Source organism: Achromobacter sp. DMS1 (genome assembly GCF_001270295.1).
Window position 1 is genome coordinate 1 of record NZ_LHSJ01000337.1, and the last position, 3,975, is coordinate 3,975.

Here is a 3,975-nt window from a genome sequence, read left to right on the forward strand (position 1 = left end):
GCCCATCATCGATTTCCTGACGGCCGCCGCGCTGGACCCGGACGTCATGGCCATCAAGCAGACCATCTACCGCACCGGCGAGGATTCCGAGCTGATGAAGATCCTGCTGGCCGCGGCGCGGGCCGGCAAGGAAGTGACGGTGGTGGTGGAGCTGATGGCGCGCTTCGACGAGCAGACCAACATCAACTGGGCGGCCCGCCTCGAGGAGGTGGGGGCGCACGTGGTGTACGGCGTGGTGGCGCACAAGACCCACGCCAAGATGGCCCTGGTGCTGCGCCGCGAAAAAGGCCGGCTGCGCCGCTATGCGCACCTCGGCACGGGCAACTACCATCCCCGCACGGCGCGGCTCTACACCGACTTCGGCCTGCTGACCGCCGACCCCCGCCTGTGCGAAGACATGGACAAGGTGTTCACCCAGCTCACCGGCCTGGGCGCCCGCCGCTCGCTCAAGGCGCTGCTGCAGTCGCCCTTCACGCTGCACGACGGCATGGTCGCGGCCATCCGCGCCGAGGCGCGCGCCGCCAAGGCCGGCAAGCGCGCGCGCATCATGGCCAAGATGAACTCGCTGCTCGAAGAGCGCGTCATCGAGGAGCTCTACAAGGCCAGCCAGGCCGGCGTGAAAATCGACCTCATCGTGCGCGGCGTATGCGCGCTGCGCGCCGGCGTGCCGGGCCTGTCCGAGAACATCCGCGTGCGCTCCATCGTGGGGCGCTTCCTGGAACACTCCCGGGTCTTCTACTTCTACGCGGACGGCGCCGAAACCGTATACCTCTCCTCGGCCGACTGGATGGACCGCAACTTCTTTCGCCGCGTCGAAGTCGCCTTTCCCATCTACGACAAGTCGCTCAAGAAGCGCGTCATCGACGAAGCCTTCACCTACGCCCTGCGCGACAACCAGCTCGCCTGGCAGCAACAGCCCAATGGCGACTCGGCAAAAGGGCGGCGATGCGCGGGCGGGCCAGCGGCGTCGGCGGGGGCGGTGAACTCTTCCAGGTCGGCCACCAGCGCGTCCGGCGCCGCCGGCCAGGCCCGCCGCCTGGGCGGCCGCGTCCAGGCCGGGAACGGATCCAGGCGCGGCGCAGCGGAGCGGGGCGCCGGGTGCGGGGCATGGTCATTGCACGTGCCTCGGAAGAAAGAGCACCAGCTCCGGCACGAAGGTCAGCAGCAGCATGACGGCGGTCATGGCCAGCATCATCCAGGAAAGCGGGCGCAGGGTCTGCATCATGTTGATGCCGCCGATCTTGCAGGCCGCCATCAGGTCCACGCCAACCGGCGGCGTGTTCGCGCCGATGGCCATGTTGATGGACAGCAGGATGCCGAAGTGGACGGGGTCGATGTTGTAGTGGGCCAGCACGGGCATGACCACGGGCGCCACGATGATGATGACCGGAATCGCCTCCATGAAGGTTCCCAGGAGCAGCAGCACCACGGTGAGCAGCAGCAGCACCGTGACCTTGCTGTCGGTCCAGTGCACCAGCAGCGAGGACAGCGCCTGCGGCACCTGCTCGGCCACCAGCACCCAGGCGAACAGGCCCGATGCGCCGATGATGAGCAGGATGGACGCGCTGCTCTCGCCGGTGGACTTGAGGTTTTCCCACAGCGATTTCAGGGTCAGCGTGCGATACCAGAAGAAGCCGATCAGCAGGGCGTAGACGATGGCGCTGGAGGCCGCCTCGGTGGCGGTGAAGATGCCGAAGCGGATGCCGCCGATGATGAGCACCGGCACCAGCAGCGCGGGCAGGGCCTCGAAGAAGGCGGCGCGCAGTTCGCCCCAGCTAAAGGGCTGGCCGCCGGCCCAGCCGTGGCGGCGCGCCTGCCATATCGCCACGCCGATGAGAGACAGGCCGAGCAGGATGCCCGGCACGATGCCGGCCAGGAACAGCTTGCCCACGGACGTGTCCGTGATGGTGCCGTAGACGATGAGCACGATGCTGGGCGGGATGATGGTGGAGGCGGCGCCCGCGCTGCCCACCAGCGCGCAGCTGAAGCCCCTGTCGCATCGCGCTGCGCGCCATGGCGGGCAGCAGCAGGCTGCCGATGGCCACCACGTCGGCCACGCCGGAGCCGGACAGCGCGCCGAAGAGCAGGCAGGCCAGCACCGCCACGACCGCCAGTCCGCCCTTGATGTCGCCCACGATGGCGGCGCACAGACGCACGATGCGCTGCGTGAGGCCGGCGCCGTTCATGAGCTGCGCGGCCAGGATGAAAAGAGGGATGGCCAGCAGCGTGAAGCTGTCCAGGCCCGATACGTATTGCTGCGCGGCCACCATGAGCGGCGCCGCGTCGTAGACGGCCAGGTAGGCCAGGCAGGACAGCACCAGGCCGAAGGCGATAGGCATGTCGATCAGCACCGTGACCGCGAACACGCCCATCAGGAAAATGGCACCCGTAGACATCTGTTGTTATTCCTCGATCGGGGCGGCCGGCGCCGGGGAGAAAAGCTGCGCCAGGTGCACTACGATGGTGATGGCGCAGGCCACGGGCAGGGCGAGATACACCGTGCCGGCGGACACGTCCAGCGCGGGCAGGGTCTGGTCCATGGTCAGGTCGGCAAGCTGCCAGCCCGCATAGCCCAGCGCCGCCAGGCCCGCGATGATGAGCACCTGGTTCAGGCGTTCCACGGCGCCGAGCACGCGCGGGCTGTGCACCATGAAGGGCAGCAGCCCGGCCATGAGGTGGGAGCGGTCGAAACTGCAGACCACGCCGCCGATGAAGGCCGACCACACCAGCACCAGGCGGGGCAGTTCCTCGGCCCAGTGCGGCGTGCTGTGCGTGACGAAGCGGGCGAACACCACGTAGGTGATCAGTATCGCCAGCAAGGCTACCGCCAGGGCGGCGAAGGCCTTGCTGATGCCCGACAGGATGGCGGACAGGCGGGCGAGCATTACCGGGCCTCGCGGTATTTCTGGACCAGGCCCATGATGTCCGGGCCGTACACCGCGGAGTAGGTCTTCCAGACCGGGGCCACGGCGTCCGCGAAGGCTTTCTTGTCCACCTCGTTGACCTGCATGCCCTTTTCCTTGAGCTGGGCGATGTACTGCTGGTCGCTGTCGCTGATCATTTTGCGCTGCGCGTCGCGCCACTTGTCGGCGGCTTCCTGCACGATCTTGCGGTCTTCGGGCGAGATGCGGTTCCACACCGGCCTGGAAATGATCAGGCTGGCCGGGCCCCAGACGTGACCGGTGAGCGACAGGTACTTCTGCACTTCGAAGAACGAGGAGGTGTAGATGATGGACAGCGGGTTTTCCTGTGCGTCGAACACCTTCTGCTGCAGCGCCGAGTACAGCTCGCCGAAGGCCAGCGGAGCGGGATTCGCGCCCAGCGCGGTAAAGGTGTCCAGGCGCATCTTGTCGGGCGTGACGCGCGTTTTCAGGCCCGCCAGGTCGGCCGGCGTGTTGATGGGGCCACGGTTGTTGGTGAGGTGGCGAAAGCCGTTTTCCCACCACGAGATGATGACCAGGTTTTTCTTTTCGGCGAGCCGGGCCAGCGCCTGGCCCAGTTCGCCGTCATAGGCTTTGTAGGCCTGCCGGGCACTGGTCCAGGTGTAGGGCAGCTCCACCACGCCGAATTTGGGCTCGATCGGCTGCAGCGAGCCCGAGCCGATGATGGCCGCGCCCTGGCTGCCGATCTGCAGGCCTTCGAGCATGGTCTTTTCGTTGCCGAGCTGGCCGCTGGGAAAGAGCACGAAGTTCACGCGGCCGGCGGTCTTTTCCTTGACCTCGGCGGCGAAGCCCTCGGCGGCCTTGTTCCAGCTATGGCTGGGCGCCAGCACGTGGCCCAGCTTGATGTCCATGGCGTGGGCCGCGGGCGCGGCCGACAGGCCGGCCATCGACAGCAGGCCGGCGCCCAGCGCGGCGCGCAGCTTTCTTGGGGACGAGGTTCATGGCGAGACTCCAGGAGCGATGGTCGGGGCGGGGGGCGCGGGCGGCCAGGGGCGGCGCGCCGGAAATCTTGCTGGGGGGGTAGGGCATGTTT

2 protein-coding genes and 2 pseudogenes are annotated in these 3,975 nt (G+C 67.7%); 1 reads left to right on the forward strand and 3 read right to left on the reverse strand.

Annotated elements, in window-relative coordinates:
* Window positions 1-943: pseudogene (gene ppk1, locus AD428_RS25840) on the forward strand (polyphosphate kinase 1); the annotation flags it as partial.
* Between the two features lie 168 nt (window positions 944-1,111).
* Here ppk1 and AD428_RS23765 read toward each other — a convergent pair.
* The 3 genes and pseudogenes from AD428_RS23765 to AD428_RS23775 form a co-directional block, all read right to left on the reverse strand.
* Window positions 1,112-2,396, reverse strand: a pseudogene (locus AD428_RS23765) (TRAP transporter large permease).
* Window positions 2,397-2,402: 6 nt separating this feature from the next.
* Window positions 2,403-2,885 carry a TRAP transporter small permease gene (locus AD428_RS23770; RefSeq protein WP_053246791.1) on the reverse strand — a complete coding sequence of 161 codons (483 nt, stop codon included), beginning with the start codon at window positions 2,883-2,885 and terminating at the stop codon, window positions 2,403-2,405.
* Window positions 2,885-3,829: a DctP family TRAP transporter solute-binding subunit gene (locus AD428_RS23775; RefSeq protein WP_053246792.1), complete on the reverse strand. Its 945-nt coding sequence runs from the start codon at window positions 3,827-3,829 to the stop codon at window positions 2,885-2,887. The genes AD428_RS23770 and AD428_RS23775 overlap by 1 nt, the downstream gene beginning before the upstream one ends.
* Window positions 3,830-3,975: the final 146 nt, after the last annotated feature.